The following is a 26,733-nucleotide window of genomic DNA, read 5'->3' as shown; positions in this document are numbered from 1 at the left end:
AGCGTACTGACTATCGCTCCAGGGACGGTCAACGCTTCATGAAGCTCACAACAGCGTCCCACACCATGGACGCCAGTTCTGCCTTCTGCGCGAGCGGTAAGGGGTTTTCGGTGGCGTCGGACCCCAGCAACCAGCCCGAATTGTCCTCGGTGCCGAATGCCTTCCCGTCGCCGACGGCGTTGACGACCAGCAGGTCCGCGCCCTTGCGCTTGAGTTTCGCTCGAGCGTGGTCGAGCACGCTGCCGTGCTCGTCGCCGGTTTCCGCGGCGAATCCCACGACCACCTGTCCGGGGCGCCGGTTCTGCACCAGTTCCGCGAGGATGTCGGCGTTGCGGTCGAGCGTGATGACCGGGTCCGGCGCGTCGTCGGACTTCTTGATCTTGTGCTCGGCGCGGTTCGCCGGCCGGAAGTCGGCGACGGCGGCGGCCATCACGACGACGTCCGCGGACCGGGCGGCCGCGTGCACCGCCTGCCGCAGCTCCTCGGCCGTCGAGACGTGCTCGACGGCCGCGCCCGCCGGGTCGGGCAGGGCGACGGTGTGCGCGGCGACCAGCGTGACGTGGGCGCCGCGCTGGGCGGCGACGCGGGCCAGCGCGTACCCCTGCTTGCCCGACGAGCGGTTGCCGAGGTAGCGCACGGGGTCGAGGGGCTCGCGCGTGCCGCCCGCCGAGATCACCACGCGGACGCCTTCGAGGTCGCGCGGGAGGGCGTCCGGGCGGGCCAGCAGCAGCTTGGCCAGGTCGACGATCTCGGCCGGGTTCGCCAGGCGTCCCTTGCCGGTGTCGACGCCGGTCAGGCGGCCGGAGTCCGGCTCGGTGACGACCATCCCGCGCGAACGCAGCAGGGCCACGTTGTCGCGGGTCGCCGGGTGCTCCCACATCTCCGTGTGCATCGCCGGGAAGAAGGCGACCGGGCACCGGGCGGTGAGCAGGGTGTTGGTCAGCAGGTCGTCGGCGAGGCCGTGGGCGGCCTTGGCGAGGAGGTTCGCGGTGGCCGGGACGACCAGGACGAGGTCGGCTTCCTTGCCGACGCGGACGTGCTGGACCTCGGGCACCTCGGTGAACACGCCGGTGTGCACCGGGTGGCCGGAGAGGGCTTCGAACGTCGCCGCGCCGACGAAGTTCAGCGCGGCTTCGGTGGGGACCACGCGGACGTCGTGACCGGATTCGGTCAGCCCGCGCAGCACCTCACAGGCCTTGTAGGCGGCGATCCCGCCGCCCACGCCCAGGACGACGCGGGGTTTACTCACCCTCGGTGTGCTCGAGCAGGCCGCCGTGGATCTCGCGCAGCGCGATCGAGAGCGGCTTCTCGCGCGGGCCCGGCTCGACGAGCGGGCCGACGTACTCGAGCAGACCCTCGCCCAGCTGGGCGTAGTAGTCGTTGATCTGGCGGGCGCGCTTGGCCGAGTAGATCACCAGCGCGTACTTCGAGCTGACCTTCTCGAGCAGGTCGTCGATCGGGGGGTTGGTGATGCCCTCGAGCTCTTCGGTCAAGGCCACTTGGCTGGTCACTCGTGGTGCTCCACATCTTCGGAAGACTGATCAGTAATCAAGTTTAGCAAGTGCTCAGCCGCCTCCCGCACGTCGGCGTTGACGAGGCGGTGGTCGAACTCCCCCGCGGCCGCCAGCTCGCGCTCCGCTTCGGCCAGCCGGGCCTGCACCGCGGCCTCGGTTTCGGTGCCGCGGCCGGTGAGCCTGCCGACCAGTTCGTCCCACGACGGCGGCATCAGCATCACCAGCCGGGCCTCCGGCATGGCCGCGCGGACCTGGCGGGCACCCTGCAGCTCGATCTCCAGGACGGCCGGGCGGCCCTCGGCGAGGGCCTTCTCGACCGGCTCGCGCGGGGTGCCGTAGCAGTTGCCGGCGAACTCGGCCCACTCCAGCAGCCTGCCGTCGGCGACCATCGCGTCGAACTCCGCGCGGTCGACGAAGTGGTAGTGCGCCCCGTCGACTTCACCGGGGCGTGCCTTGCGCGTCGTCACCGAGACGCTGAAGTAGATGTCGGGCTCCAGCTTCCGCAGCTCGCCCACCACACTCGACTTCCCGACCCCCGAAGGCCCCGATACGACGGTGAGCCGGTGCCGGGGGAAGTCCCCCGCCACCGGCTCACCACCGCGGTCGGAACCCGGGTTCACCGGGTAGTCACGACCGGCGCCGTTCACTCGCCGCTGAACTCGGCCAGCAGCGCCTTGCGCTGCCGGTCGCCGAGGCCGCGAAGGCGACGGCTGGGGGCGATCTCCAGTCGTTCCATGGTCTGCTGCGCGCGGACCTTGCCGACGCCCGGGAGGGCCTCGAGCAGAGCCGAAACCTTCATCTTGCCGAGGACTTCGTTCTCCTCGGCCTGCTTCAGCACGTCGACCAGAGTGGTACCGCCCCGCTTCAGCCGCTCCTTCAGCTCAGCACGGATGCGGCGGGCGGCGGCGGCCTTCTCCAGCGCCGCAGCGCGCTGTTCCTCTGTCAGCTGGGGAAGTGCCACGTTTTCCTCCGGTAGTTCTCAAAACTGGGTGGGTGACGCGACGGTACCCACCCGTGAGCACCGGCCACAATGCGGGGGTGCCTGGTGGGACCCGGTTCCGGGCCCTGCTATTGGCCGTTTTCCTGCGGGTCGGCCAGCACTTCGGCGACCCGTTCGACCGCTTGGCGCAAAGCCGCTTGCTCCGGACCGTGCTTCAGGATGTCCCGGGACGACGCGGGCAGCACGCCCGGCAGGGACGCACCGAACAGGGCCCGCAAATCGGCCACCGTGGCTCCCTGGGCCCCGAAACCGGGCGCCAGCACCGGACCGTTCAACCGCGAAAGGTCGAGCTCCCCCGGCGGAACGGTGGCCCCGACGACGACACCCACATCGCCGAGCGGTTCCGCGGCTGCGTTGAGCGCCGCCGCGGAATCGACGATCGCCTGCGCGACCGTGCGCCCGTCGGGCAGCTTCGCGTTCTGCACTTCGGCCGCTTCGGGGTTCGAAGTCCGGGCAAGCACGAAGATGCCGCGGCCCGCCGCGACCGCCGTTTCGGCGCATTGGGCCAAAGAGCCGAACCCCAGGTACGGCGAAACGGTGATCGCGTCCGCGGCGATCGCCGCGCCGTCGGCGACGTACGCGGCGGTGTAGGCACCCATCGTGGACCCGATGTCGCCGCGCTTGACGTCCAGGAGCACCAGCGCGCCGGCTTCGCGGGCGGTCTCGACCACCCGTTCCAGCACCCGGACACCGGCCGCCCCGAAACTTTCGAAGAACGCCGACTGCGGCTTCACGATCGCCGCGCGGGCCGCCAGGACCTCCGTGGCGGACAGCGCGAACCGTTCCAGGCCCGAGACGTCCACCGGGAGGCCCCAGGCCTCGAGCAGGCCGGGGTGGGGGTCGACCCCGGCGCACAGCGGGCCGCGGGCCGCGACGGCCTTCGCCAGCCGCGCCCCGAACCGCTCCCGCCCGCTCACGACTTCGCCTTCAGCGCCGCCTGGAGCTCCTGCAGGGACTTGACCCCGATGTCGCCCCGGATCAGCGCCTCGATGCCGTGCACGGCCGCCGCGGCGCCCTGCACGGTCGTCACGCACGGGATGTCGCGCGACACCGCGGCGGTGCGGATTTCGTAGCCGTCGACGCGCGGGCCGCTGTTGCCGTACGGGGTGTTGATCACCATGTCGACGTCGCCGTTCAGGATGACGTCCACGATGTTCGGCTCGGCTTCGGTCGAGCCCTCGTAGTGCTTGCGCACCACCGTGCACGAGATCCCGTTGCGCCGCAGCACTTCCGCGGTGCCCGAGGTGGCGAGGACCTCGAAGCCGAGGTCCGCCAGCCGCTTCACCGGGAACACCAGCGAACGCTTGTCGCGGTTGGCCACCGAGACGAACACGCGGCCGGACGTCGGCAGCGAACCGTAGGCACCGCTCTGGGACTTCGCGAACGCCTTGCCGAAGGAGACGTCGACGCCCATCACCTCGCCGGTGGACTTCATCTCCGGGCCGAGCAGCGAGTCGACGCCGTGGCCTTCGGGGGTGCGGAAGCGGTGGAAGGGCAGGACCGCTTCCTTGACCGCGACCGGCGAGTCGGCCGGCATCCGCCCGCCGTCGCCCTCGGCCGGCAGGACCCCGCTCGCGCGCAGGTCCTTGATCGTCGAGCCGGTCATGATGAGCGCGGCGGCCTTCGCGAGCGGCACCGCCGTCGCCTTGGACACGAACGGCACCGTCCGCGACGCGCGCGGGTTGGCCTCCAGGACGTACAGGACGTCGTCCTTGAGCGCGTACTGGACGTTCAGCAGCCCGCGCACGCCGACACCGCGGGCGATCGCCTCGGTGGAGCGCCGCACCGCCTGCAGGTCGGTGTGCCCGAGCGTGATCGGCGGCAGCGCGCACGAGCTGTCACCGGAGTGGATCCCGGCTTCCTCGATGTGCTCCATGACGCCGCCGAGGTAGAGCTCCTCGCCGTCGAACAGCGCGTCGACGTCGATTTCGATGGCGTCGTCGAGGAACCGGTCCACCAGCACCGGGTGCTCGGGGTTGATTTCGGTGGCGCGGCTGATGTAGCCGGCCAGGGTTTCCTCGTCGTAGACGATCTCCATGCCGCGGCCGCCGAGCACGTAGGAGGGCCGGACGAGCACCGGGTAGCCGATCTCGTCGGCGATCCGCTTGGCGCCCTCGAACGACGTCGCCGTGCCGTAGCGCGGGGCGGGCAGGCCGGCGTCGGTGAGCACCTCGCCGAACGCGCCGCGGTCCTCGGCCAGGTGGATGGCCTCCGGCGGCGTGCCGACCACCGGGACCCCGGCGTCGGCGAGCTTCTTCGCCAGCCCCAGCGGGGTCTGGCCGCCGAGCTGGACGATGACGCCGGTGACCGTGCCGGACGCCTGCTCGGCGTGCACGACCTCGAGGACGTCCTCGAAGGACAGCGGCTCGAAGTACAGCCGGTCGGACGTGTCGTAGTCGGTGGACACGGTCTCCGGGTTGCAGTTGACCATGACGGCCTCGAACCCGGCCTCCCGCAACGCGATCGCCGCGTGCACGCAGGAGTAGTCGAACTCGATGCCCTGGCCGATCCGGTTCGGGCCGGAGCCGAGGATCAGCACCTTCGGCTTGTCGCTCTGGACGACCACTTCGGACTGGGCGTCCGGGTCGGACTCGTAGGCCGAGTAGTGGTACGGCGTCTTGGCCGCGAACTCGGCCGCGCAGGTGTCGACGGTCTTGAAGACCGGCCGCACGCCGAGGCGGTGGCGCAGGGCGCGGACGCCGTCCTCGCCCGCCAATTCCGGCCGCAGGGCGGCGATCTGGCGGTCCGACAGGCCGGTGCGCTTGGCGCGGCGCAGCAGGTCGCCGTCCAGCACCGGCGCGTCGCGGACCTCGGTGCCCACTTCGCCGATGAGGGCGATCTGGTCGATGAACCACGGGTCGATGCCGGAGGCCTCGTGCACCTGCTCGACGGTGGCGCCGAGCCGCAGCGCACGCTCCACTTCGTACAGCCGGCCTTCCTTCGGCGTGCGCAGCGAGTCCAGAGTGGACTCCAGCGTGACGCCTTCGGGGTCGGGCAGCGTCCAGAAGCCGGTCGCCTTGGTCTCGATGGACCGCATCACCTTGCCGAGCGCCTCGGGGAAGCTGCGGCCGAACGACATCGCTTCGCCGACGCTCTTCATCGTCGTGGTCAGCGTCGGGTCCGCGCCCGGGAACTTCTCGAAGGCGAACCGCGGCATCTTGACGACGACGTAGTCCAAAGTGGGCTCGAACGCCGCCGGCGTCTCGCCGGTGATGTCGTTGCGGATCTCGTCGAGGGTGTAGCCGATGGCGAGCTTCGCGGCGATCTTGGCGATCGGGAAGCCGGTGGCCTTGCTTGCGAGAGCACTGCTCCGGGACACGCGCGGGTTCATCTCGATGACGACCATCCGGCCGTCGGCCGGGTTGATCGCGAACTGGATGTTGCAGCCACCGGTGTCGACGCCGACCTCGCGCAGCACGGCGATGCCGACGTCCCGCATCACCTGGTACTCGCGGTCGGTGAGGGTCATCGTCGGGGCGACGGTGACCGAGTCGCCGGTGTGCACGCCCATCGCGTCGACGTTCTCGATCGAGCAGACGACCACGACGTTGTCGTGCTTGTCGCGCATCAGCTCGAGCTCGTACTCCTTCCAGCCGAGCACGCTCTCCTCGATGAGCACCTCGGTGACGGGAGATTCCGCGAGCCCGGTGGAGGCGAGCCGCTCGAGGTCCTCGGGCGTGTGCGCCATGCCCGAGCCCAGCCCGCCCATGGTGAAGGACGGCCGGATGACGACCGGCAGCCCGAGTTCCTTGACGGTGTCGCGCACTTCGGCCATGTCGTGGCAGACGCGGCTGCGCGGGACCTCGGCGCCGATGGTGCGCACGATGTCCTTGAACTTCTGCCGGTCCTCACCGCGCTGGATGGCGTCGATGTCGGCACCGATCAGCTCGACGCCGTACTTGTCGAGCACGCCGCGCTCGTGCAGCGCGACGGCGCAGTTGAGCGCGGTCTGCCCACCGAGCGTGGCGAGCAGCGCGTCGGGGCGTTCTTCGGCGATGACCTTCTCGACGAAGTCCGGCGTGACCGGCTCGATGTAGGTGGCGTCGGCGAACTCGGGGTCGGTCATGATGGTGGCCGGGTTCGAGTTCACCAGGGAGACGCGCAGGCCTTCGCTGCGCAGCACCCGGCAGGCCTGGGTCCCGGAGTAGTCGAACTCCGCGGCCTGCCCGATCACGATCGGCCCGGAGCCGATCACCAGCACGTGCTGGATGTCCGTCCTCTTCGGCATCAGGCCTTCTTCTCCATCAGCGAAACGAATTCGTCGAACAGGGGTGCCGCGTCGTGGGGGCCGGCTGCGGCTTCGGGGTGGTACTGGACCGAGAACGCCGGGACGTCCAACGCCCGCACGCCCTCCACCGTGTCGTCGTTGGGGCAGTAGTGGCTGATCTGCGCCGCCCCGAAGGGCGACTCGAAGCGCTGCCCCGGCTCGCCTTCGAGGGCGAAGCCGTGGTTCTGCGCCGTGATCGCCACCGACTTCGTCGCCACGTCGATCACCGGGATGTTGATGCCGCGGTGGCCGTAGCGCATCTTGTACGTCCCGAGCCCCAGCGCGCGGCCGAGGACCTGGTTGCCGAAGCAGATGCCGAACAGCGGGATCTCGCGGCTGAGGACCTGCTTGGTCAGCTCGGTCGCGTGCGTCGTCGTGGCCGGGTCGCCCGGGCCGTTCGACAGGAAGACGCCGTCCGGCTCGATCGCCAGCAGCTCCTCCAGCGACGACGTCGAGGGCAGCACGTGCACCTCGATGCCGCGCTTGACCATCTGGCGCGGGGTGTTGGACTTGATGCCCAGGTCCAGCGCCGCCACCCGGAAACGCGGCTCGCCGTCGGGCGAGACCACGTACGGCTGCGGCGTGGTGACCTGGCCGGCCAGGTCCGCGCCTTCCATCTTCGGGCTCGCCAGCACCTCGGCGACCATGTCGTCGACAGTGCCCAGCGCGTCGCCGGAGAACACCCCGGCGCGCATCGCGCCGAGCTCGCGCAGGTGGCGGGTCAGCGAGCGGGTGTCGACCTCGGCGATGCCGACGATCCCCTGGCGCACCAGTTCCTCGTCCAGCGACCGGCGGGAGCGCCAGTTGGACGGCGTGCGCGCGGGGTCGCGGACGACGTAACCGTTGACCCAGATCTTCGAGGACTCGTCGTCCTCGTCGTTCCAGCCGGTGTTGCCGATCTGCGGCGCCGTCTGCACCACGATCTGCCCGTGGTAGGACGGGTCCGTCAGCGTCTCCTGGTAACCGGTCATGCCGGTGCAGAACACCGCCTCGCCGAGGCTCCGCCCCTGCGCGCCGTAGGCGGCGCCGCGGAACACCCGGCCGTCTTCGAGTACCAGTGCGGCCTGAGCGCGCGCGTTCACTGGGCACCTCCCTTGATCCGGATCCGTTCGATCCACTGTGGATAGTCGTCGAGGTCGTCACCCCGGAAGCCGGTGTCGAGTCCGGTGTCGCCGAGCCGCCAGGTGATGACGAGCAGCGCGTCCGTGCCCATCACCTTCCCGGCGATCTTCGTGTCGCGCCGGACGCCGGTGACGGCGTCCCGCGGGATCCAGAAGTCCGGCGCTCCGCCGCGCTCGACGGCGATCCCGCCGTCGTGCAGCCGCCAGACCGCGCTGGTGCGCAGCCCCGCGCCGCGGGTGACGACCCGGTTCTGCCACTCCCCCGCGAACGTCGTGGCGAGGTAGACGCCGGTGGACTCCAACAGCACCGGGCCCGGGTCGTCCGGGACGGCGGGGAACGGCGGCACCTGCACGCTCTGCGAGCGGGCCTTGCGCCGCCAGCCGACGTACATGCCCCAGAGGCAGAGCAGGAAGAAGGCGACGATCGCCAGCACGAGCCAGAAGCGCTCCATCAGCAGATCTTCCCGTCCCGGGCGGTGAGCCGCCCGCGCAGCAGCGTGGCGGTCACCACGCCGGGCAGCCGCATTCCCTCGTACGGGGTGTTGGCCGCGATGCTGGCCAGCTCGGCGCCGTGGACCGTCCACTCCGCGTCCGGGTCGACCAGCGCCAGGTTCGCCGGCTCGCCCACCGCGATCGGCCGGCCGTGGTCGGCCAGGTTGCCGATCTCCGCGGGCCGCTCGCTCAGGACGCGGGCGACGCCCCGCCAGTCGAGCAGGCCGGTGCGGACCATGGTCTCGGTGACGATGGACAGCGCCGTCTGCAGGCCGAGCATGCCCGGCCGGGCGGCGGACCACTCGGTGTCCTTGTCCTGGACCGCGTGCGGGGCGTGGTCGGTGGCGACGCAGTCGATGACCCCCTCGGCCAGCGCCGCGCGCAGCTTCTCGGCGTCGGACTCGGTGCGCAGCGGCGGGTTCACCTTGTTGACCGGGTCGTAGGTGGCCAGCCGCTCGTCGGTCAGCAGCAGGTGGTGCGGGGTGACCTCCGCCGACACCTTCGTGCCGCGGTCCTTGGCCCAGCGCAGCACGTCCGCCGTCCCCGCCGTCGAAACGTGGCAGACGTGCAGCCGCGCGTTCGCGTGCAGCGCGAGGAGGCAGTCGCGGGCCACGATGGACTCCTCCGCCGCGGCGGGCCAGCCGGTGTAGCCGAGCCGGGCCGCGCGCTCACCCTCGTGCGCCTGGGCGCCGACGGTCAGCCGCGGCTCCTCGGCGTGCTGCGCGATGACGACGTCGAGCGCGGTCGAGTACTCCAGCGCCCGGCGCATGAGCAGCGGGTCGGCGACGCAGAGGCCGTCGTCGGAGAACACCTTCACCCGGGCCTGCGACTTCGCCATCGTGCCCAGCTCGGCGAGCTTCTCGCCCTTGAGCCCGACGGTGACCGCGCCGACCGGGTGGACGTCGACCAGGCCGACCTCCTGCCCGCGCCGCCAGACGTGGTCGACGATCACGGCGTTGTCGGCGACCGGGTCGGTGTTGGCCATGGCGAACACCGCGGTGTACCCGCCGAGCGCCGCGGCGGCGGAACCGGTGTCGATCGTCTCGGTGTCTTCGCGGCCGGGTTCGCGCAGGTGGGTGTGCAGGTCGACGAAGCCCGGCAGCAGCACCTGGCCGCTCGCGTCGAGGACTTCGGCGTCTTCGGGAACGTCGACGGCGCCGATCGCGGTGATCACGCCGTCCTCGATGAGGACGTCGACCGGGTCGCCCTCGCCGTACGGGCGGGCGCCCTTGATCACGGTGCTCACGCTGCGGCTCCTTCGCTGGCCAGGAGGTGGTAGAGGACCGCCATGCGCACGTGGACGCCGTTGCGGACCTGCTCGGTGATGGCCGAAGCCGGGGAATCGGCGACCGCCGAAGCGATCTCCATCCCGCGCAGCATCGGGCCGGGGTGCAGCACGACCGCGTGGTCCGGCAGCAGCTTCTGCCGCCGTTCCGAGAGGCCGTACGCGATGGAGTACTCCCGCGCGCTCGGGAAGAAACTCTGCCCCGGGCCCCCGCCAGCCATCCGTTCCGCCTGGACCCGCAGCATCATGACGGCGTCGACCGCGGGCAGCTCGGCGTCCAGATCGTGTGAAACGGTCACCGGCAGGCTCTCGACGCCGTAGGGCAGCAACGTCGGCGGCGCGACCAGCACCACCTCCGCGCCCAGCGCGGAAAGCAGGTGGATGTTCGAGCGGGCGACCCGGCTGTGCAGGACGTCCCCGACGATGGCGATCCGGCGGTCCTTCAGCGAGCCGAGGCGTTCCCGCAGCGTGGCCGCGTCGAGCAGCGCCTGCGTCGGGTGCTCGTGGGTGCCGTCGCCGGCGTTGACCACGGACGTGCCGGGCTCGGCGAGCCACTCCGAGAGCCGCTGGGCGGCGCCGCTGGCCGGGTGCCGGACGATCACGCAGTCGGCGCCCGCGGCGGCCAGGGTCAGCGCGGTGTCGCGAAGGGACTCGCCCTTGTTGACCGAGGAGCTGGCGGCGGAGACGTTGATCACGTCGGCGCTCATCCACTTGCCGGCGATCTCGAACGAGACGCGGGTGCGCGTCGAGTTCTCGTAGAACAGGGTGATCACCGTGCGGCCGCGCAGCGTCGGCAGCTTCTTGACCTCGCGGCCGAGCAGGGTGTGCTTCAGCTCTTCGGCGGTGTCGAGCACGGCCGTGGCCAGCGCCGGGTCCAGGCCGTCGGTGGCGAGCAGGTGTTTCACGAGTCCTCTCCAGAGGCTTCCGATGGGCGCAGCAGGACGGCGTCGCGGCCGTCGATCTCGGCCAGCAGGACCGAGACACCCTCGGTGCGGGCGGTCGGGACGTTCTTGCCCACGTAGTCGGCGCGGATCGGCAGCTCGCGGTGACCGCGGTCGACCAGCACGGCCAGCTGCACCGCGCGGGGGCGGCCGTGATCACGCAGGGCATCGAGCGCGGCCCGGATCGTCCGGCCGGAGAAGAGGACGTCGTCGACCAGGATCACGACCCGGTCGTCGATGCCGTCGGCGGGCAGCTGCGTCTGTTCGAGCGCGCGCGGCGGACGGCGGCGGAGGTCGTCCCGGTAGAGGGTGACGTCGAGGGCGCCGGTGGGCGGGCGGGCCCCGGAGAACTCGCCGATCTTGTCGGCGAGGCGGGCCGCGAGCGGCGTGCCCCGGGACGGGATGCCGAGCAACACGGGCGGGGTAGTGCTCTCCGCACCGTTCGCGGTCTTTTCGATGACCTGATGGGCCATTCGGGCGATCGTGCGCGCGACATCGCCGGCCGTCAGGAGCTCGCGCTCCCCGGCCGAACCAGCCGCGTCACGCGGGCGTGACGACAAACCTGACTCCTTCCCCGCCTCACCGGACGGGTCCTTAAAGGACGTCTGTTCCCCTGCTGGTCGGGGCTTTCCCACCGACAGTAGCAGGCACTTTGCTCAGTCTTCCGGGTGGTGTGGCGTGATTCGCGGCAAGCTTCTGCTTGACCTGGTGACAACAATGCGTAACCATTACTCTGAGTATTCGACTCAGCGAGTCCCCCGGCCCGGTCACCCCGACCGGGAGGGGGTGAAGAACGGAGAACGACCAGATGGGCGATTACGCCAAGGCGCTCGGGGCCAAGCTCCGCGGGATCCGCCAGCAGCAGGGCCTGTCCCTGCACGGGGTCGAGCAGAAGTCCGGTGGGCGCTGGAAGGCCGTCGTCGTCGGCTCGTACGAGCGTGGCGACCGCGCCGTCACCGTGCAGAAGCTGGCCGAGCTGGCCGACTTCTACGGTGTGCCGGTGGTCGAGCTGCTGCCCGAGGGCCGGGTCCCCTCCGGCGCCGAGCCCGCCACCAAGATCGTCATCAACCTGGAGCGCCTGCAGCAGCTGCCGGCCGAGAAGGTGGGCCCGCTGGCCCGCTACGCGGCGACGATCCAGAGCCAGCGCGGCGACTACAACGGCAAGGTGCTCTCGATCCGCACCGAGGACCTGCGGTCCCTGGCGATCATCTACGACATGACCCCGGGCGAGCTGACCGAGCAGCTGATCGACTGGGGTGTCCTGCCCCCGGAGGCCCGTCCTTCCAAGGAGGACTGATCGCCCGATGTGCGGCACCGACGAGGTGAGCGTTCCCCGGTGGGGCACCGGAAACGCTCACTGACTCGTCGGGGGGCTCGTTCGGGGGCGAGCCCTGCTCGCGGAGAGCGCGAGCCGCGCTCACTCCACCGTTTTCCGCGGCGCGTTAGGGTGGCCCATGCCCCTGAGCGCGCACCAAGTCAGAGCTTCGATCGCCGTGTCCGACATTCACCGGGCGGTCGAGTTCTACGAAGGCAAGCTCGGCCTGCAGGCGCTGCAGTCCGGCCCCAGCGCCCACGTCGCGGGCGGCAGCCGGACCTACGGGTCCGGTGGCGGACCGGCCCTGAACGTGTACCAATCCGTGACCGCCGGGAAGAGCCCGGCCACCCTGGCGACCTGGTACGTCGACGACATCGACGAGCTCGTCGACGAACTCACCTCGGCCGGCGTCGAGTTCACCCGCTACGACCAGCTCGAACACGACGCGAAGGGGATCACGGCCCGGGCCGGCGGCGGGCGGATCGCCTGGTTTCAGGACCCGGACGGCAACACCTTCGCCATCGAAGCCGACGTCTGAGCGGGCATGAGTTCCGGCTGCTTCTAGAGAACCGCACGCAGACGGTCGGCGATCGTGCCGATCCGGCCCAGGACGCCGTTGACGAACCGCGGCGAATCGTCCGTGGACAGTTCCTTTGCGAGCCCGACGGCCTCGTCGATCGCGACCGGGTCCGGCACGTCCTCGGCCCACAGCAGCTCGTAGACCCCGATCCGCAGCACCGCCAGGTCGACCTTCGGCATCCGCTCCAGGGTCCAGCCCTGCGCGTGCTCGGCCAGCAGCTCGTCGATCTGCGCTTTGCGGCCGGTCACGCCCTCGACCAGGCTGATCGTGTAGTCCGCGATCGGGTCGACGTCCGTCGCGCCGACCCGGTCGGCCAGCAGCGTCACCGCGTCGGTGTCGCGCTGCACGGCCTCGTACAGCATTTCCACCGCGCGGCGGCGCGCCTGCCTGCGGCTGATCGCACCGCCGCGGTTCGGGTGGGGTTTCGACGTCGGCATCAGCTGGAGACGCGGCCCAGGTAACGGCCGTCGCGGGTGTCGACCTTGATCTTCTCGCCGGTGGACAGGAACAGCGGGACCTGGATCTCCGCGCCGGTCTCCAGCGTCGCCGGCTTGGTGCCGCCGGTGGAGCGGTCGCCCTGCAGGCCCGGGTCGGTGTGCTGGACGACCAGCTCGACCGACGTCGGCAGCTCGACGTACAGCGGCTCGTTCTCGTGCACCGCGACCTGGACCTCGGTGTTCTCGAGCATGTAGTTCGCGTTGTCGCCGACGACCTCGGCCGGGACGGTGATCTGGTCGTAGGTGTCACCGTCCATGAACACGAAGTCCTGGCCCTCCTTGTAGAGGTAGGTCATGTTCCGGCGGTCCACCGTGGCCGTGTCGACCTTCGTGCCCGCGTTGAACGTCTTGTCGACCACCTTGCCGGTGAGCACGTGCTTGAGCGTGGTGCGCACGAAGGCGCCACCCTTGCCCGGCTTGACGTGCTGGAACGCGGTGACGGTCCAGAGCTGGCCGTCCAGGTTGAGGACGAGCCCGTTCTTCAGGTCGTTGGTCGTGGCCACGAGCTTGCAGTCTCCTGTGTCGATCTTCCGGTGTTCGGGGCCGCCGTCAGACGACCACGAGGTTCTTGGTGCTCAGGGTGAGGAGTTCGGGCTCCCCAGCCCGCACGACGAGCGTGTCCTCGATGCGCACGCCACCGCGTCCCGCGAGGTACACGCCGGGTTCGACGGTGACCGCCATACCGGCGGCCAGTGTACCGACGCCCGTCGCGGCGAAGCTGGGCGCCTCGTGGATCTGCAGGCCGACACCGTGCCCGAGGCCGTGCGCGAAGTGCTCGCCGTGCCCCGCGCGCCCGATCACGTCCCGGGCGGCAGCGTCCACACGGGACACTTCGGCGCCCGGCCGGACGGCGTCGACCCCGGCCGCCTGGGCCGCGTGGACGAGGTCGTAGACCTCCCGCTGCCAGTCCGCGGGCTCGCCGAGGACGAAGGTGCGGGTCATGTCGGAGTGGTAACCGTCGACGGTCGCGCCGAAGTCGAGCTTGACGAAGTCACCGCGCTCGAGCTCGGCGTGCGTCGGCTGGTGGTGCGGGATGGCCGAGTGCGCGCCGGCGGCGACGATGGAGGCGAAACTGGGCGCGGACGAGCCGTGCTCCAGCATCCGGTTCTCCAGGTCACGGGCGATTTCCAGCTCGGTCCGCCCCGGCCGGAGGCCACCGGCGGCGACCAGGTCGTCCAGGGCGCGATCGGCGGCGGCGCACGCCTGGCGCAGCGCCTCGATCTCGGCCTCGTCCTTGACTTCGCGCAGCTGCTCGACCAGGCCGGGGGTCCGCTCCAGGGCCACCTGCTTCCGGAGGGCTTCGTAGGTTTCGACGCTGACGTGCTGGCTCTCGAAGCCGAGCCGCCCGTAGGTCTTGGCGTCCTTCGCGGCCTTCGCGACGAGCGCGGCGGCGCTGGCCCGGTCGACGACGGTCTCGAGATCGGGCACCTCGGCGGCCGCCTGGGTCGTGTAGCGGCCGTCGGTGCAGAAGAGCGTCTTGTCGTCCCCGCCGGCGTGGAGCAGCACGGCGGCGTTCGAGCCGGTGAACCCGGTCAGGTAGCGGATGTTCAGCAGATCGGTGACCAGCAGCGCCTCGACACCGGCCCCGGTCAGGAGCCCGCGCAGCGCGGCACGACGTCGTCCATGGGTTTCAGGCACCCGTCCACCCTAGTGCGCGCCGCCGGGGCAACTCGCCGGTAACCTGGCCTACACTCCGCAGGATGAGCGCTTGGGTGACCCGCGGACTCGGCATGGCGCTGCTGCACGGCGTGGCGCTGACGCTGCTGGCCAAGTACGCCGTCTACCACCCGACGGACCAGACGCTGGTGACATCGCTGGCCCTGGCGGTGCTGGTCGGCGCGGCGGCGCTGTGGGCGGCGCTGGACGCGTGGCGCGACCTGCCCGACCGCGGCCGGGCGTGGTTCATCGCGGCGCTGGTCGCGGGGGTGGTGTCCGGGATCCTGTACGTGATCGGCCGCGCGGTGTTCGTGGACCAGACGGGCGTGTCCGAGCTGGGCGGCGCGTTGACCGGCGGCGCGGCGTTCTCGGCGCTGCTGGTGCTGATCCCGGCCGGGCTCGGGTTGTTCGTCGGCGGGCGGATCGGACGGTCTCCGGGTTCGGGCGAGGACCACGCCGGCTGACCGGGCGCCTCAGCCCACCAGCGACGAACCCGGCGGGTAGCCGTCCCACTGAGCCGCCGCCACCGGACGGACCGCCGAACCGTTCGTCAGCACCACCCCGCCGTCGGGAACCGGGCGGCGGTGGCCGTCGAGCACGAACGCGAAGCCGCCGCCCGGGCCCGCCACCGCCTCCGCGCCCGAGCGCAGCCGGGTCGCGAGCGGGAGCGTCGCCAGCGCCGGCGGGGTCCGGTCGAGGACTTCGCCCGCCAGCGTCACCGCCACCGCGCGCCGGTCCACGCGGATCCGCGTGCCCGCCCGGACCAGGTCCATCGTCCGCTCCGGGGAGGGCGCCGTCACGCCGTCGAACGTCGCGGCCACCCGGGCGGGGTCCGCGCACGCCTGGCTGCCCAGCAGGTCCAGGCCGAAGTGCCGCAGGTCGGTGGGAGCGCCGGCGCCGCCGAGCGTGGTCGCGCGCACGACGTCGAACGGCACCCGGTCGCACGGGTCGGCCGACGACAGCGGCGCGTGCCCGTCCGCCCGGCGCACCAGGCCCGGGCCCTCCCGCCACGGCCCGGGGACCACCACGGGCGCGAAGGGGTGCTCGGCGAAGTCCGCGGTCCAGAACGTCAGCGTCGTCCCGCCGTCGGTCTCGTGCGCGACGACGAACGCGGCGAGCGCGCCCACCCACATCAGGTCCGCGCTGAAGCCGTCGACGACCGACCGGGCGCGCGGCGCCGAAGTCGACGCCACCGGCACGAACCCGCCGACGTCGAGGGCCTGGACCCCCGACCCGAACGCCGGGTCGTGCGCGCGGAGCACGAACTGCCCCGCGCCGTTGGTGCCGGCGGCGCGGCCGGTCGTGTCGGTGAACATGAGGTAGAACCAGCCGTCGAGGTAGACGGCCGACGGCTGGCCCGCGCCGTAGACGTTCGCGCGGTGCACGTCGTGCGACGGCCCGAGGATCGGCCGCCCGCCGGCCGCGCGGGTCCAGTGGACGCCGTCGGGGCTGGTGGCGAGCCCGATGGCGTTGCCGAGCGCGTGGTCCCCGGCGGCGCCGGTGTAGTACAGGTAGTAGGTCGAGCCGACGCGCAGCACGGACGGATCGCAGGTGTGCATGCCGTCGAAGTGGCCGGGCGCCCCGGAGAACACCGCGGCCGGGATCCCGCCACCCGGTCCGGTGAACGGCCCGTCCATCGACTGCGCCTGTGCGTAGAGGATGTCGTCCCCGGCCGGCCCGGCTCCGCCGTATTGGCTGCACCACCACATCCGCGTCTGCCCCCGGTCGAGCATCACGGACGGCCCGTAGTTGTAGACGGCATCGGCCCCACCGGCGGCGATGACACCACCACTCGTCCGGGGGTCACCCGACGCGAGCCGGACGTCCGCGGGGCGGGCGGCCATCCCACCCGCGATGGCGGGCTGTCCCCCGGCCGCCTGGGGCTGGGCGTAACCCTCGGTGCAGCCCGCGAGCAGCAGTCCCGCCAGCACACTGGCGAACAAGGCACGAGCGGGTCGCCGACCCCCACGACGAAACGGGTGCACGACACCGGAGTGTAGCGAGCAGTCCCCCGTCCGGGCGGCGGCGCACCTGTTGGGGGTCGTTCGATCGTGGAGCCGACGTGGCGGCCCCGGCCGGCGGTCGGCGGTCGCCGGGGGTCGCCACCTACCGCAGCTGCAACCCGCCGCAGCCGCAGCCCGCGTAGCGCAGCCGATCGCCCAGTGCAGCCGCCGCTCGACCAGCTTGCCGCCACCACCGCACCCGACCTACGCGCCTGCGGGCGGTCCTTCCACCGCAACCAGCTCGACCTCGAACCCGGCCTCGTTCTCCAGGTACGCCGCATAGTGCTCAGTACCACCGGCGTGCGGGTACTCCTCCGCGAACAGCGGCCGCCAGCCGTGGTCCGGCGCGCGGGCCGCCAAGTCGTCGACTCCCGCGCGGGTGCCCACGTGCAGCGCCAGGTGGTTCAGCCCCGGCCGCGTGCGCTCGTGGTTCCTCGCGCTCAGCCCCGGCGATTCCTCGACCACGAGATACGTCCCGCCGAGGCGCCAGCTCACCCCCGCCGGCCAGCGCTGGAACTCGCGCCAGCCCAGCTCGCCCAGCAGCCAGCCCCAGCTGCGCTCGGCTTCGGCCAGGTCCGGCACCCACAGCTCGACGTGGTGCGGCCGCCCGTGCACCGCGGGCAGCGCCACCAGCACGCGGTGCAGGTCGCCGTAGTGCACGCCGCTGCCGACGTCCAGGAAACCCAGGCGCGCGGCCACCTTCCGGCTCGCCGCGTTCCGCTCGTGGACCAACGCCCACACCGCCGGAAGCCCCAGCGTGCCGAGGCCGTGGTCCAGCACCGCGCGCGCCGCCTCGGTGGCCAGCCCCTGGCCCGCGTGCGCGGTCGCGACGTAGTAGCCCAGCTCGGGTACCGCGCCCGGCAGCTCCCCCGAAGGACGCAGGTGCGCGACGCCGACCACGTCGCCGTCGCGCTCGATCACCCAGTGGCCCTGCCCGGCCGGTGCGCGGTAGGCCAACCGGCGGTCCACCACCGCGCTCGCCGCAGCCGGGTCGGACAAGTCCGCGGCGAAGAACCGGCTCATCTCCGGGTCGGCGAACACCCGCACGACGGCTTCGCGGTCGGCCTCGGCCAACGGCCGCAACGTCAGCCGCGCCGTGGTCAGCGAGGTCATCCCGGGTGGGCGGCCAGCCAGCGCAGAGCGAGCGGATAGCCGTCGACACCCAGACCCGCGATCACGGCCGTCGCGATGTCCGACAGCACGCTGTGGTGCCGGAACGCCTCCCGCTTGTGGACGTTCGAGATGTGCAGCTCGATCAGCGGCGCGCTCAGCTGGGCCGCGGCGTCGCGCACCGCGATCGAGTAGTGCGTCCACGCACCCGCGTTGAGGACCACCGGGTGACCGCCGTCGGCCGCTTCGTGCAGCCAGCCGACCAGTTCGCCCTCGAAGTCGGTCTGCCGGACCTCGACCTCGATGCCCAGTTCCTCGCCGGTCTTGACGCACAGCGCCGCGAGGTCGTCGTGCGTGGTCGAGCCGTAGACCGACGGCTCGCGCTTGCCGAGGCGGCCGAGGTTGGGGCCGTTGAACACGAACGCCTTCACAGCAGCACGCTCCCGGACGCCGTCTCCGCCGCGACCGCCGAGTACGCGGCGGCGAGCAGCACCGGGTCCGGGCCTTCGAGCCGGTCGGGCTTGGCGAGGCCGTCGAGGACGACGAACCGCAGCGCGCCGGAGCGCGTCTTCTTGTCGCCCTTCATGGTCTCCAGCAGCTGCGGCAGCGCGTCGGCGTCGTACGTCGTCGGCAGGCCGATGAGCTTCAGCACGGCGGCGTGGCGCTCGGCCGTGGCGTCGTCGAGCCGGCCGGCCAGCCGCGCCAGCTCGGCCGCGAACACCAGGCCGACGCTGACCGCGGCACCGTGCCGCCACCGGTACCGCTCGCGGCGCTCGATGGCGTGGCCGAGGGTGTGGCCGTAATTGAGGATCTCCCGCAGGTCGGACTCGCGCAGGTCGGCGGCGACGACGCCGGCCTTGACCCGGATCGACCGCTCGACCAGCTCGGCCAGCACTTCGCCTGCCGGGTCGAGCGCCGCGGCCGGGTCGGCCTCGATCAGCTCCAGGATCCGCGGATCGGCGATGAAACCGGCCTTGACGACCTCGGCCATCCCGGCGACGAGCTCGTTGCGCGGCAGCGTCTCCAGCGTCGCGAGGTCGACGAACACCGCGCTCGGCTCGTGGAACACCCCGACGAGGTTCTTGCCGGCGTCGGTGTTGATCCCGGTCTTGCCACCGACGGCGGCGTCGACCATGCCCAGCAGCGTCGTCGGCACGTTGACCAGCCGGACCCCGCGCATCCACGTGCCCGCGACGAACCCGGCGAGGTCGGTGACGGCTCCGCCGCCGAGCCCGACGACGGCGCCGCGGCGGTCCAGCCCGATCCGGCCGAGCACCTCCCAGCAGAAGCCCGCGACGGTCAGCGCCTTGCCGTCCTCGGCGTCCGGGATCTCGACGCGGTGGGCGTCGAGGCCCGCGGCGTTGAGCTCGTCGCGGATGGCTTCGGCCGTGGCGGTCAGCGTCGGCGGGTGGATCAGCGCGATCTTCGAGGCGTCGGCCAGGTGCTCGGTGAGGTCGCCGAGCAGGCCGCGCCCGACCACGACGTCGTAGGGCTGGGCGGTGGCGACGGGGATCCGCACCGGGTCTGACACGAAGAAACTCACTCCTTGGCTTCGGCGGGAGCGGCGAGCTCCGCCACGAGGTCCGCGACGATCTCGGAGGGCGTCCGGTCGTCGGTGACGATCTCGACGGTGGCGACCTCGCGGTAGACGGGCACCCGTTCGTCGAGCAGTTTCTTGAAGGTGGCGCGGGGGTTCACCCCGGCCAGCAGCGGCCGCGCACTCGAGAGGCCGGTGCGCTGCACACCCGCCGCGAGGCCGACGTTGAGGAACACGACGGTGTGCTCGGCCAGCCGGGCACGGGTGCCCGGGGTGAGCGGCGCGCCGCCGCCGAGGGAGAGCACGCCCTCGTGCTCGGCGAGCGCCGCGGCGACCGCGTCCGCTTCCAGCGCGCGGAAAGCGGGTTCGCCGTCTTCCGCGAAGATGTCGGAGATGCTGCGCCCGGTGCGCGCGACGACGTCGTCGTCGCTGTCACGGAACGCGACGCCGAGCGCGGCGGCCAGCAGCGGCCCGACCGTGCTCTTGCCCGAGCCGGGCGGCCCGACGATCACCGCACGCGGGCTCACCACCGCTCCTCGAGGGCCTTGAGGTACGCCTCGGCGTTGCGCTTGCTCTCGGCGAGGGAGTCGCCGCCGAACTTCTCGAGCGCGGCGTCGGCGAGGACGAGCGCCACCACCGACTCCAGCACGACCCCGGCGCGGGGCACGGCGCAGACGTCGGACCGCTGGTGGATGGCCACCGCGGGCTCGCCGGTCTTGACGTCCACTGTGGACAGTGCTTTGGGGACGGTCGAGATCGGCTTCATGGCCACGCGCACGCGCAGCGGCTCGCCGTTGGTGATGCCGCCTTCCAGGCCGCCAGCGCGGTTGGACCGGCGCGTGACGCCGACCGGGCCGGAGCCGCGGTCGATCTCGTCGTGCGCCTGGCTGCCCCAGCGGCGTGCGGTCGTGAAGCCGTCGCCGACCTCGACGCCCTTCATCGCCTGGACGCCCATCAGCGCGCCGGCCAGCCGCGCGTCGAGGCGGCGGTCCCAGTGGACGTGCGAGCCGAGGCCCGGCGGGAGGCCGTACGCGAGGACCTCGATGACGCCGCCGACGGTGTCGCCGGCCTTCCGGACGGCGTCGACCTCGGCGACCATGGCGTCGGTGCCTTCCTGGCTGAAGGAGCGCACCGGGCTCTCGTCGACGGCGGCCAGGTCGCCCGGCTGGGGCAGCGGCCCTTCGGGGGCGTCGGCGCCGCCGATCGAGACGACGTGGCTGAGGATTTCGACGCCGAGCAGCTGCTGGAGGAAGTTGCGGGCGACGGTGCCGAGCGCGGTCCGCGACGCCGTCTCGCGGGCGCTGGCGCGTTCGAGGACCGGGCGGGCCTCGTCGAAGCCGTACTTCTGCATGCCGGGCAGGTCGGCGTGGCCGGGGCGGGGCCGGGTGAGCGGTTCGTTGCGCGCGAGGCCTTCGAGGACCTGGGGGTCGACCGGGTCGGCCGCCATGACCTGCTCCCACTTGGGCCACTCGGCGTTCTCGATGTGGACCGCGACCGGGCCGCCCTGGGTGAGGCCGTGGCGCACGCCGCCGAGGAACTCGATGTGGTCGGTCTCGAAGCCCATCCGCGGGCTGCGACCGAAGCCGAGGCGGCGCCGGGCCAGCTGCTCGGTGACGTCGGCGGTGGTGACGGCAACGCCCGCGGGCATCCCTTCGAGCACGGCGGCCAGCGCGGGTCCGTGCGATTCACCTGCGGTGATCCAGCGCAACATGGGCTCAATCCTGTCACGGGCACGGTCCGGGCCGGGACATGCCTCCGGTCATCCGGCACCGGGGAAGAGGCGCACGGGTGGCGCACGGGTGGCGCACGGGTGGTGCGCGGGTGGTGCGCGGGTGGCGGGCCGGTGGCCGCGGTCGCGCCGAGGGCGGTTCGGCGAGGCGAGCGGGTGTCCCCGGAGGGTCGGCCGACGTACCTGGAGGGTCGGCCTGCGTACCTGGAGGGTCGGCCTGCGTACCTGGACGGTCGGCTGGCGTACCTGGAGGGTCGGTTCCCGTACCCGGACGGTCGCGCCCTATCCGAAGGGTCAACCCCGCGTACCCCAGAGGGTCGGTTGCCGCACCGGGACGGTCGGCTGGCGTGCCTGGAGGGTCGGTTCGCGGGATCGTAAGCGCAACTCGCGTGATCGGCGGCGAGACTCACGTGATTGGCGGCGGAACTCGCGTGATTGGGGGCGGAACTCGCGTGATTGGAGGGGCATCTTGCGTGACTGGGCGGGCATCTTGCGGGAGGGGAGGGGCATGAGGGGGTGGCTCATCCGGGGCCCCCTGCGGCCCGGATGAGCCACCGCTCAGAGGGTCAGCCGCAGCAGGGGGAGGCCGTTGCCCGCGCGGATCTCCAGGGCCGCGAGGTCGGACTGCCGCAGCGCCGTGCCGATCGACAGGCGGGCCGTGTCGTCCGGGATCGCCTTCCACGTCGCCAGTTGCGTCTCCGTCCCGGTGCGGGAGATCGCCACCAGGAGGTACTCGCCGCCGCTGTGGCCGCCCGTGTAGCTGCACGACATGTCGACCCGGGTGCCCCAGTCGAACGCCGCCAGGCGGGCGTCCGCGCGGACCGGGAACTGCCCCAGCACCGTCATCGCCACCCCGGGAGGCGGCGAAACGGGCGACGGCGCCGAGGCCACCACCGCCAGCGCCACGCAGGCCGACACCGCCAGCGCGGCCGACGCGGAGGTCACCGCCAGCCGGATCCGGCGGCCGCGCCGCACCCGCCGGAGCACCGACGGCAGCAGGTCGGGCGGGGGCGGGCCGGCGTCGGGCAGCGAAACGGGCGTGTCCACCCTGGCCAGCAGCCCGGGCAGGCCCGCCAGCTCGCGCACCGAAGCCGCGCAGCGGTCGCACGTGCGCAGGTGCTCCTCGAAGCGCTGCCGGTCCTCCGGGGCGAGCGCCCCGAGCACGTACGCGGCGTCGAACGTCGCGAAGGGGTCTTCGCTCACTGGGTCACTCCCCTCTCCTCGAGCACCAGGCGCAGCGCCCGCAACGCGTAGTGCGTGCGCGACTTGACCGTCCCCTCGGCCACCCCGAGCTTCAGCGCCGCGTCCGCCACTGAATAGCCCTGGAAGTAACACAGGACCAGCACCTCGCGGTGCCGTTCCGACAGCTCGGCCAGCGCCTCGGCGACCAGCCAGCCCTGCACCGCGCGGTCGGTGCCGTCGGCGACCGCGCGGTCCGGCGGCCGGTCCGTCGGCACCTCCGACCGCGCCGACGCCGACCGCCAGCCGTCGATGGCGATCCGCCGGGCGACCGTGAACAGCCACGCCCGCGCCGAGCCCTGCGACTGGTCCAGCACCGACGGCGACCGCCAGGCCCGCAGCAGCGTCTCCTGGACGACGTCCTCGGCCCGGATCCGGTCACCCGAGGTCAGGTGCAGCGCGTAGGACCACAGCGCGCCCGCGTGGTCTTCGTGCAGCGCTCGCATGAGCGCCTCTTCGGCGACCTCTCCCACGGACTCAGGCCGCGACCCGGCGCCGGTCCTTCACGAACAGCAGCGCGAGACCGCCCACGATGCAGACCGCCTCCGTGATGACACCCCAGTACTCGGGCTGGCTGTCGAACTGGTCGTGGTTGCCGGCGAACCCGACCGTCGCGGCCAGCACGTACGCGCCGAGCGTCAGCGCGCCGAAACCCGCCGCGCCCAGCGCCGGCAGCCAGTGCCGCCAGGCCAGGACCGCGATCGCCAGCACGAGCCCGGCGATCGCGTCGAGCAGGAACAGCGGGCCCACGATGCCCGGGTAGTCCTCGGTCCACAGGAAGTAGTGCACGCCCGCCGAACCGAGCAGCGCGGCCGCCACGACGATGCGTAGAACCCAACTCACCATGATCGTTCCTCCACTCCACACCCACTCCGGTAGATACACGGAACAGGGGGCGATCCGGTTCACCGGGAATTGAACCGAACGGGTGGCCATCTCGTTGGTATGGGCATGACAGCCGAACTGCACTCCCGCCGCACCGTCCTGTCCACCGGTGCCGCCGTCGCCGGTGCCGCCGTCGGCGCCGTCGCGCTCACCGCCTGCTCTTCGGAGCCGGGCGGCAAATCGGGCACCGCGCAGGCGCCGATCGCCGCCGGGACGCCGCTCGTCGCGCTCGCCGACGTCCCGGTCGGGCAGGCGAAGGCCGCCAAGGCCCCGGACGGTTCCGACGTCATCGTGGCCCGGCCGTCCGAGTCGGCCGCCGCCGCGTTCAGCGCCGTGTGCACGCACCAGGGCTGCACCGTCACCCCGAAGGGTGCCGACCTGATCTGCCCGTGCCACGGTTCGGTGTTCAACGCGCTCACCGGCGAGGTCAAGCAGGGCCCGGCGAAGAAGCCGCTGCCGAGCGTGCCGGTCAAGGTCGAGAACGGGAAGGTCGTCACCGGCTGACGAGCCGGGCGCACGAGAAGGGCCCTTGGGACGACCGTCCACAAGGGCCCTTCATGTGACAGAAGCGGCTCAGGCGTCCCAGGCGAACAACCGCTCGCCCGCGGTGACCGCGCGCTCGGTGTCCAACCCGGACAACACCTCCGCCGAGGCGTCCAGCGCGACGACCGGGACGATCGCCGAATAGCCCGCCGCGGTCACCGCTTCCGGGTCCCAGCTGACGATCGGCTGGCCGGCCCGCACCTGCTCGCCCTTGACGACGTGCAGCGTGAAGCCCTCGCCCTTCTCCTTGACCGTGTCGATGCCCAGGTGGACCAGCACGGCCTGGCCGTCGTCGGTGGCCACGACGTAGGCGTGCGGGTGCAGCGTCGCGACCGTGCCGTCGACCGGCGCGACCGCGTCCGCGCGCCCGCCCGACGGCTGCACCGCGATCCCCGGGCCCACCATGGCCTGCGCGAACACCGGGTCCGGGACCTCGGTGATCGGCACCACGCGCCCGGCGACCGGGCTGAGCACCTCGAGGCTCACAGCAGGTCCTCGATGTCGCTGGCGATCGTGTCCGCCTCCGGCCCGACGATCACCTGCAGAGCCGTCGATCCCAGCTTCACCACGCCCATCGCGCCGGCCTTCTTGAGCGCGCCCTCGTCGACGAGGCTCATGTCCTCGACCTCGCAGCGCAGGCGCGTGATGCAGCCTTCGACCTCGGTGAGATTGTCCGCGCCGCCGAGTGCCGCGAGGATCTTTTCGGGCCTGTCATCCGCCATCGCGGTCTCCTTGATCACTGTTTGTTCCCAACCTGACGCGAACCGCGTGTCCACCTGTACTACGCCGATCGTCGGCATGCACGCCGCCGCGGGCCACGAACGGATAACGGTGGTTGACACCCGTCCGCACGGCGGAGCATCCTGCCCCATCAGATCATTGGTCTAGACCGGAACGTACCAATGTTCCGGGCCGGACGCGAGCACCGGTCCCCGGTGGCGCGAGAACGAGGAGGGTGACGCCGATGAGCGCGGCCGCGCACGTCCCGCCGCCCGACAAGGTTGTCAACGGGCCCACGCCCAAGCACGCCCAGCTGCGGGAAATCCTCCGCCGCACGGTGGAGCGCGAGCTCCCGCCGGGTGCGCCGATCCCGTCCGAACGCGAGCTGGCCCAGCGCTACGGCGTGTCGCGGCTCACGGTCCGGTCGGCGATCGGCAAGCTGGTCGAAGAGGGCCTGCTCGCCCGGGTTCGCGGCAAGGGTACGTTCACCGCGGCCCGGCGGATGGAGCTGCAGCTTTACCTGATGTCGTTCACCGACGACATGCGGAGGCGGGGGCTGACCCCGACGACCGAGGTGGTCTCCGCGGCCACCGAGGTGCCGCCCACCGCCTCGGCACACGCCCTCGGCCTGGCCGAGGGCGCTGCCGCGCACCACCTGGTGCGGCTTCGCCACGCCGACGGCGTGCCGCTGGCCGTCGAGCGCGGCTGGTACCACGCGGGCCGGGCTCCCGGCCTGCTCGGGCTCGACCTGACCCAGTCCATCTACGCGCAGCTGGCCGAGACGTACGGTGTGCGTCCCGACCAGGCGTGGCAGACGGTCTGGGCCGAAGGCGCGGACCGCGAGACGGCCCGGCTGCTCGGCATGCGCGCCGGCAGCCCCCTGCTCGTGTTCCGGCGGGTCTCCAGCGCAGGCGGCGACCCGATCGAAGACATCACGTCCTGGTACCGGGGAGACCACTACCAGGTGACCATGCAAGTGGACCGGACCACCCCGGAACCCGGTCAACCACCCCACTATGGAGGAACCAGATGAGCACCACCACCGCGGAGGGGGCGAAGAAGAGCGGCGGCGGCCTCGCCGGTCTTCAGCGCTTCGGCCGCAGCCTGATGCTGCCGATCGCCACGCTGCCGGCCGCCGGCCTGCTGCTGCGCCTCGGCCAGGACGACCTGCTCGGCAAGGACGGGCTGGGCTGGGACAAGGTCGCCGCGGTGCTCAGCGCGGGCGGCGGCGCGCTGTTCAACTGGCTGCCGCTGCTGTTCGCGGTCGGCATCGCGGTCGGCTTCGCCCGCAAGGGCGACGGCTCGACCGGTGTCGCGGCCGTCGTCGGCTTCTTCGTCTTCACCAGCGTCATCCAGGTCTTCGCGCCGCTGAAGGACCTGCCGGGCTACAAGCCCACCGGCGGGTTCGACCTCGCCCCGATCAAGTGGCCCTACAGCGTGCTCGCCGGCGTCGTCGTCGGCCTGGTCGCCGCCGTGCTGTGGCAGCGCTACCACCGCATCAAGCTGCCCGCCTACCTGGCGTTCTTCGGCGGCCGCCGGTTCGTGCCGATCATCACGGCGCTCACGCTGCTGGTCCTCGGCGTGATCTTCGGCCTGCTGTTCAAGTACGTCAACACGGGCATCGAGAACGTCGGCGACGCGGTCACCGGCGCCCCGGTGGTCGGTGGCGGCATCTACGGCGCGCTGAACCGGCTGCTCATCCCGATCGGTCTCCACCAGCTGATCAACGTGCCGGTGTGGTTCATCTTCAAGGGCGGTGACATCACCAACTTCTTCAACGGCGACCCGAACGCCGGTGCGTTCACCACGGGCTTCTTCCCGGTCTTCATGTTCGCGCTGCCCGCGGCGGCGCTGGCGATCTGGCAGACCGCCCGCCCGGCGCAGAAGAAGATCGTCGGCGGTGTGATGATCTCCGCGGCCCTGACCTCGTTCCTCACCGGTGTCACCGAGCCGATCGAGTTCTCGTTCATGTTCGTCGCGTGGCCGCTGTACATCTTCCACGCGATCATGACCGGGCTTTCGCTGGCGATCGCCAACCTGCTGAACGCGCACCTGAGCTTCTCGTTCTCCGCCGGCGCGATCGACTTCGCCTTGAACTTCAACGCGAAGGCGGCCCACAACGTGTGGATCCTGCTCGTCATGGGCGTGGTCTACGCGATCATCTACTACTTCGTGTTCCGGTTCGCCATCCTCAAGTGGAACCTGCGGACCCCGGGCCGCGAGGACGACTCGATCGAGTCGGACCTCGAGGCGACCGCCGCGAAGTAACATCACCACCGACGGAACGTCCCGCACCGGG

At 71.9% G+C, this 26,733-nt stretch carries 31 protein-coding genes; 6 read left to right on the top strand and 25 right to left on the bottom strand.

Annotated elements, in window-relative coordinates:
* Positions 1-28: 28 nt before the first annotated feature.
* The 11 genes from coaBC to pyrR form a co-directional block, all read right to left on the bottom strand.
* The gene (coaBC, locus tag ACLJPY_RS15605; RefSeq protein WP_410589111.1) at positions 29-1,249 is read right to left on the bottom strand and encodes a bifunctional phosphopantothenoylcysteine decarboxylase/phosphopantothenate--cysteine ligase CoaBC; all 1,221 of its coding nucleotides are present in this window, start codon (positions 1,247-1,249) and stop codon (positions 29-31) included.
* The gene (rpoZ, locus tag ACLJPY_RS15600; protein WP_072480291.1) at positions 1,242-1,511 is read right to left on the bottom strand and encodes a DNA-directed RNA polymerase subunit omega; all 270 of its coding nucleotides are present in this window, start codon (positions 1,509-1,511) and stop codon (positions 1,242-1,244) included. Before rpoZ ends, coaBC begins: the two co-directional genes overlap by 8 nt.
* The gene (gene gmk / locus ACLJPY_RS15595; RefSeq protein ID WP_410589109.1) at positions 1,508-2,161 is read right to left on the bottom strand and encodes a guanylate kinase; all 654 of its coding nucleotides are present in this window, start codon (positions 2,159-2,161) and stop codon (positions 1,508-1,510) included. The genes rpoZ and gmk overlap by 4 nt, the downstream gene beginning before the upstream one ends.
* Positions 2,158-2,475 carry an integration host factor, actinobacterial type gene (gene mihF, locus ACLJPY_RS15590; protein ID WP_003096398.1) on the bottom strand — a complete coding sequence of 106 codons (318 nt, stop codon included), beginning with the start codon at positions 2,473-2,475 and terminating at the stop codon, positions 2,158-2,160. The genes gmk and mihF overlap by 4 nt, the downstream gene beginning before the upstream one ends.
* A 107-nt stretch (positions 2,476-2,582) precedes the next feature.
* Positions 2,583-3,431, bottom strand: coding sequence for an orotidine-5'-phosphate decarboxylase (pyrF, locus tag ACLJPY_RS15585; RefSeq protein ID WP_410589107.1), 849 nt, complete (start codon positions 3,429-3,431; stop codon positions 2,583-2,585).
* On the bottom strand, positions 3,428-6,742 hold the full coding sequence (carB, locus tag ACLJPY_RS15580; RefSeq protein ID WP_410589105.1) for a carbamoyl-phosphate synthase large subunit: 3,315 nt from the start codon (positions 6,740-6,742) through the stop codon (positions 3,428-3,430). Before carB ends, pyrF begins: the two co-directional genes overlap by 4 nt.
* A complete protein-coding gene (gene carA, locus ACLJPY_RS15575) occupies positions 6,742-7,863 on the bottom strand; it encodes a glutamine-hydrolyzing carbamoyl-phosphate synthase small subunit (RefSeq protein ID WP_410589103.1) in 1,122 nt (373 codons plus the stop codon). Before carA ends, carB begins: the two co-directional genes overlap by 1 nt.
* Complete coding sequence (locus ACLJPY_RS15570) at positions 7,860-8,354, bottom strand: transporter (RefSeq protein WP_410589102.1); 495 nt, start codon at positions 8,352-8,354, stop codon at positions 7,860-7,862. The genes carA and ACLJPY_RS15570 overlap by 4 nt, the downstream gene beginning before the upstream one ends.
* Positions 8,354-9,640 carry a dihydroorotase gene (locus ACLJPY_RS15565; protein WP_410589100.1) on the bottom strand — a complete coding sequence of 429 codons (1,287 nt, stop codon included), beginning with the start codon at positions 9,638-9,640 and terminating at the stop codon, positions 8,354-8,356. Before ACLJPY_RS15565 ends, ACLJPY_RS15570 begins: the two co-directional genes overlap by 1 nt.
* Positions 9,637-10,584 carry an aspartate carbamoyltransferase catalytic subunit gene (locus ACLJPY_RS15560; RefSeq protein WP_410589098.1) on the bottom strand — a complete coding sequence of 316 codons (948 nt, stop codon included), beginning with the start codon at positions 10,582-10,584 and terminating at the stop codon, positions 9,637-9,639. Before ACLJPY_RS15560 ends, ACLJPY_RS15565 begins: the two co-directional genes overlap by 4 nt.
* Positions 10,581-11,180 carry a bifunctional pyr operon transcriptional regulator/uracil phosphoribosyltransferase PyrR gene (gene pyrR, locus ACLJPY_RS15555; protein WP_410589097.1) on the bottom strand — a complete coding sequence of 200 codons (600 nt, stop codon included), beginning with the start codon at positions 11,178-11,180 and terminating at the stop codon, positions 10,581-10,583. Before pyrR ends, ACLJPY_RS15560 begins: the two co-directional genes overlap by 4 nt.
* 248 nt (positions 11,181-11,428) lie before the next feature.
* Between pyrR and ACLJPY_RS15550 the strand changes: the two genes are divergently transcribed.
* Both ACLJPY_RS15550 and ACLJPY_RS15545 read left to right on the top strand, forming a co-directional pair.
* A complete protein-coding gene (locus tag ACLJPY_RS15550) occupies positions 11,429-11,917 on the top strand; it encodes a transcriptional regulator (RefSeq protein ID WP_003096372.1) in 489 nt (162 codons plus the stop codon).
* A 157-nt stretch (positions 11,918-12,074) separates the two neighbouring features.
* Positions 12,075-12,473 carry a VOC family protein gene (locus ACLJPY_RS15545; protein ID WP_410589095.1) on the top strand — a complete coding sequence of 133 codons (399 nt, stop codon included), beginning with the start codon at positions 12,075-12,077 and terminating at the stop codon, positions 12,471-12,473.
* A 23-nt stretch (positions 12,474-12,496) separates the two neighbouring features.
* Here the strand turns inward: ACLJPY_RS15545 and nusB are convergent, their stop codons facing one another.
* Genes nusB through ACLJPY_RS15530 form a run of 3 tightly spaced genes read right to left on the bottom strand, consistent with a single transcriptional unit; the run spans position 12,497 to position 14,650 of the window.
* Positions 12,497-12,952, bottom strand: coding sequence for a transcription antitermination factor NusB (gene nusB / locus ACLJPY_RS15540; RefSeq protein ID WP_410589094.1), 456 nt, complete (start codon positions 12,950-12,952; stop codon positions 12,497-12,499).
* Positions 12,952-13,515, bottom strand: a complete 564-nt coding sequence (gene efp / locus ACLJPY_RS15535; RefSeq protein ID WP_176176226.1) for an elongation factor P — start codon at positions 13,513-13,515, stop codon at positions 12,952-12,954. The genes nusB and efp overlap by 1 nt, the downstream gene beginning before the upstream one ends.
* Positions 13,516-13,561: 46 nt before the next feature.
* Positions 13,562-14,650: a M24 family metallopeptidase gene (locus tag ACLJPY_RS15530; protein ID WP_410589093.1), complete on the bottom strand. Its 1,089-nt coding sequence runs from the start codon at positions 14,648-14,650 to the stop codon at positions 13,562-13,564.
* 92 nt (positions 14,651-14,742) lie between these two features.
* On the opposite strand from ACLJPY_RS15530, the gene ACLJPY_RS15525 reads away from it, so the two are divergent.
* Positions 14,743-15,132 carry a B-4DMT family transporter gene (locus tag ACLJPY_RS15525; protein ID WP_410589227.1) on the top strand — a complete coding sequence of 130 codons (390 nt, stop codon included), beginning with the start codon at positions 14,743-14,745 and terminating at the stop codon, positions 15,130-15,132.
* A gap of 9 nt (positions 15,133-15,141) precedes the next feature.
* Here ACLJPY_RS15525 and ACLJPY_RS15520 read toward each other — a convergent pair whose 3' ends face one another.
* From ACLJPY_RS15520 to ACLJPY_RS15480, 9 genes are all read right to left on the bottom strand, one after another.
* Positions 15,142-16,611, bottom strand: a complete 1,470-nt coding sequence (locus ACLJPY_RS15520; protein ID WP_410589092.1) for a beta-xylosidase — start codon at positions 16,609-16,611, stop codon at positions 15,142-15,144.
* 264 nt (positions 16,612-16,875) lie between these two features.
* Entirely contained in the window at positions 16,876-17,784 is a 909-nt protein-coding gene (locus ACLJPY_RS15515) for a GNAT family N-acetyltransferase (protein ID WP_410589091.1), read from the bottom strand.
* Positions 17,781-18,212, bottom strand: coding sequence for a type II 3-dehydroquinate dehydratase (gene aroQ / locus ACLJPY_RS15510; RefSeq protein WP_410589089.1), 432 nt, complete (start codon positions 18,210-18,212; stop codon positions 17,781-17,783). Before aroQ ends, ACLJPY_RS15515 begins: the two co-directional genes overlap by 4 nt.
* Complete coding sequence (gene aroB / locus ACLJPY_RS15505; RefSeq protein WP_410589088.1) at positions 18,209-19,312, bottom strand: 3-dehydroquinate synthase; 1,104 nt, start codon at positions 19,310-19,312, stop codon at positions 18,209-18,211. Before aroB ends, aroQ begins: the two co-directional genes overlap by 4 nt.
* An 8-nt stretch (positions 19,313-19,320) precedes the next feature.
* Positions 19,321-19,845, bottom strand: a complete 525-nt coding sequence (locus ACLJPY_RS15500; protein WP_410589087.1) for a shikimate kinase — start codon at positions 19,843-19,845, stop codon at positions 19,321-19,323.
* Positions 19,842-21,029: a chorismate synthase gene (gene aroC / locus ACLJPY_RS15495; protein WP_410589085.1), complete on the bottom strand. Its 1,188-nt coding sequence runs from the start codon at positions 21,027-21,029 to the stop codon at positions 19,842-19,844. The genes ACLJPY_RS15500 and aroC overlap by 4 nt, the downstream gene beginning before the upstream one ends.
* Positions 21,030-21,605: 576 nt before the next feature.
* The gene (locus ACLJPY_RS15490; RefSeq protein WP_410589084.1) at positions 21,606-22,250 is read right to left on the bottom strand and encodes an anti-sigma factor family protein; all 645 of its coding nucleotides are present in this window, start codon (positions 22,248-22,250) and stop codon (positions 21,606-21,608) included.
* Positions 22,247-22,732, bottom strand: a complete 486-nt coding sequence (locus ACLJPY_RS15485) for a sigma-70 family RNA polymerase sigma factor (protein ID WP_410589082.1) — start codon at positions 22,730-22,732, stop codon at positions 22,247-22,249. The genes ACLJPY_RS15490 and ACLJPY_RS15485 overlap by 4 nt, the downstream gene beginning before the upstream one ends.
* Before the next feature lie 31 nt (positions 22,733-22,763).
* On the bottom strand, positions 22,764-23,132 hold the full coding sequence (locus tag ACLJPY_RS15480; RefSeq protein WP_410589080.1) for a hypothetical protein: 369 nt from the start codon (positions 23,130-23,132) through the stop codon (positions 22,764-22,766).
* Between the two features lie 105 nt (positions 23,133-23,237).
* Between ACLJPY_RS15480 and ACLJPY_RS15475 the strand changes: the two genes are divergently transcribed.
* On the top strand, positions 23,238-23,675 hold the full coding sequence (locus tag ACLJPY_RS15475) for a ubiquinol-cytochrome c reductase iron-sulfur subunit (protein WP_410589079.1): 438 nt from the start codon (positions 23,238-23,240) through the stop codon (positions 23,673-23,675).
* A 69-nt stretch (positions 23,676-23,744) separates the two neighbouring features.
* Here the strand turns inward: ACLJPY_RS15475 and ACLJPY_RS15470 are convergent, their stop codons facing one another.
* Entirely contained in the window at positions 23,745-24,200 is a 456-nt protein-coding gene (locus ACLJPY_RS15470) for a PTS glucose transporter subunit IIA (protein ID WP_410589078.1), read from the bottom strand.
* Positions 24,197-24,436, bottom strand: coding sequence for a glucose PTS transporter subunit EIIB (locus ACLJPY_RS15465; protein WP_410589226.1), 240 nt, complete (start codon positions 24,434-24,436; stop codon positions 24,197-24,199). The genes ACLJPY_RS15470 and ACLJPY_RS15465 overlap by 4 nt, the downstream gene beginning before the upstream one ends.
* Positions 24,437-24,678: 242 nt before the next feature.
* Here ACLJPY_RS15465 and ACLJPY_RS15460 point away from each other — a divergent pair, with 242 nt between their 5' ends.
* Both ACLJPY_RS15460 and ACLJPY_RS15455 read left to right on the top strand, forming a co-directional pair.
* Positions 24,679-25,467 carry a GntR family transcriptional regulator gene (locus ACLJPY_RS15460; protein WP_410589077.1) on the top strand — a complete coding sequence of 263 codons (789 nt, stop codon included), beginning with the start codon at positions 24,679-24,681 and terminating at the stop codon, positions 25,465-25,467.
* Positions 25,464-26,702, top strand: coding sequence for a PTS transporter subunit EIIC (locus ACLJPY_RS15455; protein WP_410589075.1), 1,239 nt, complete (start codon positions 25,464-25,466; stop codon positions 26,700-26,702). The genes ACLJPY_RS15460 and ACLJPY_RS15455 overlap by 4 nt, the downstream gene beginning before the upstream one ends.
* Positions 26,703-26,733 lie beyond the last annotated feature (31 nt).

This window comes from Amycolatopsis sp. lyj-23, assembly GCF_046549135.1.
Lineage (GTDB): Bacteria > Actinomycetota > Actinomycetes > Mycobacteriales > Pseudonocardiaceae > Amycolatopsis.
This window is presented reverse-complemented; position numbering and strand designations above follow the sequence as displayed.

Coding starts and splice junctions, on each gene's coding strand:
- carB (WP_410589105.1), bottom strand. CDS start 6,742: ATGCCGAAGAGGACGGACATCCAGCACGTGCTGGTGATCGGCTCCGGG.
- ACLJPY_RS15570 (WP_410589102.1), bottom strand. CDS start 8,354: ATGGAGCGCTTCTGGCTCGTGCTGGCGATCGTCGCCTTCTTCCTGCTC.
- ACLJPY_RS15550 (WP_003096372.1), top strand. CDS start 11,429: ATGGGCGATTACGCCAAGGCGCTCGGGGCCAAGCTCCGCGGGATCCGC.
- ACLJPY_RS15545 (WP_410589095.1), top strand. CDS start 12,075: ATGCCCCTGAGCGCGCACCAAGTCAGAGCTTCGATCGCCGTGTCCGAC.
- nusB (WP_410589094.1), bottom strand. CDS start 12,952: ATGCCGACGTCGAAACCCCACCCGAACCGCGGCGGTGCGATCAGCCGC.
- ACLJPY_RS15525 (WP_410589227.1), top strand. CDS start 14,743: ATGGCGCTGCTGCACGGCGTGGCGCTGACGCTGCTGGCCAAGTACGCC.
- ACLJPY_RS15515 (WP_410589091.1), bottom strand. CDS start 17,784: ATGACCTCGCTGACCACGGCGCGGCTGACGTTGCGGCCGTTGGCCGAG.
- aroC (WP_410589085.1), bottom strand. CDS start 21,029: ATGTTGCGCTGGATCACCGCAGGTGAATCGCACGGACCCGCGCTGGCC.
- ACLJPY_RS15485 (WP_410589082.1), bottom strand. CDS start 22,732: ATGCGAGCGCTGCACGAAGACCACGCGGGCGCGCTGTGGTCCTACGCG.
- ACLJPY_RS15480 (WP_410589080.1), bottom strand. CDS start 23,132: ATGGTGAGTTGGGTTCTACGCATCGTCGTGGCGGCCGCGCTGCTCGGT.
- ACLJPY_RS15475 (WP_410589079.1), top strand. CDS start 23,238: ATGACAGCCGAACTGCACTCCCGCCGCACCGTCCTGTCCACCGGTGCC.
- ACLJPY_RS15465 (WP_410589226.1), bottom strand. CDS start 24,436: ATGGCGGATGACAGGCCCGAAAAGATCCTCGCGGCACTCGGCGGCGCG.
- ACLJPY_RS15460 (WP_410589077.1), top strand. CDS start 24,679: ATGAGCGCGGCCGCGCACGTCCCGCCGCCCGACAAGGTTGTCAACGGG.
- ACLJPY_RS15455 (WP_410589075.1), top strand. CDS start 25,464: ATGAGCACCACCACCGCGGAGGGGGCGAAGAAGAGCGGCGGCGGCCTC.